This is a genomic window from Mesorhizobium sp. M4A.F.Ca.ET.020.02.1.1 (genome assembly GCF_004022645.1).
Lineage (GTDB): Bacteria > Pseudomonadota > Alphaproteobacteria > Rhizobiales > Rhizobiaceae > Mesorhizobium.
Genome location: NZ_RZOI01001281.1, coordinates 1 through 756, shown reverse-complemented (window position 1 = coordinate 756; position 756 = coordinate 1). Strand labels below are relative to the sequence as shown.

Here is a 756-nt window from a genome sequence, read left to right as displayed (position 1 = left end):
GCACCAGACCTATCCGAACGGCGGCAAGGTCGCCCAGATCGAGGGGGCTGCCGGCTCACCCAATGCGCGCCTGCGCATTCAGGGCTTCAAGGAAGAGCTCAAGAAATATTCCAACCTGGAGCTCGTCGCCAGCCAGCCCGGCAATTGGGACCGACTGACCGCGTTGAACGCGACCTCGAACATCCTTCGCCAGGCGCCGGACCTCGTCGGCATCTACGCCAACAATGACGGCATGGCGCTCGGCGTGGTCGAAGCCGTTTCCGGCGGCAGCAGCCTCGACAAGGTCGCGGTCGTCGGCACTGACGGCATCCGGGAAGCCAAGAAGTCGGTCGGGGCCGGCGAGATGCGCGCCACCGTGGCGGAATTCCCCTTCGCGGAGGGCCAGCTCGGCGTGCAGATGGCGCTTCGCCTTCTCGGCTGCCAGGCCATCCCGCAGTGGATCCTGTCGCCCCAGGCGGTTATCACCAAGGACAACGTCAAGGATTACCCCGATCCCAAGACCAACTGAGGCAGTCTCAGTGCTCAAGGCAACCTCCCAGGCAGAGGACGGCGAAAGCCGTCCTCCCGCACTTCGCATGACCGGCATCGCCAAGCGCTTCGCCGGCGTCCAGGCGTTGAAAGGAGCTGATCTCCATTTGCGCAGTGGCGAGGTTCACGCCCTCTTGGGCGAGAACGGCGCAGGCAAATCCACACTGATGAAAGTGATGGTCGGCATCGTGCAGCCGGACGAAGGCGAAATCGCGCTCGATCCGATCG

At 64.3% G+C, this 756-nt stretch carries 2 protein-coding genes; both read left to right on the top strand.

Features of this window, described 5'->3' with window-relative positions:
* On the top strand, positions 1 to 508 hold a 508-nt coding region (locus tag EN742_RS36645; protein WP_148670601.1), incomplete at its 5' end, for a substrate-binding domain-containing protein.
* Between the two features lie 67 nt (positions 509 to 575).
* The coding region (locus EN742_RS36640; RefSeq protein ID WP_128333970.1) for an ATP-binding cassette domain-containing protein at positions 576 to 756 on the top strand (181 nt) is incomplete at its 3' end.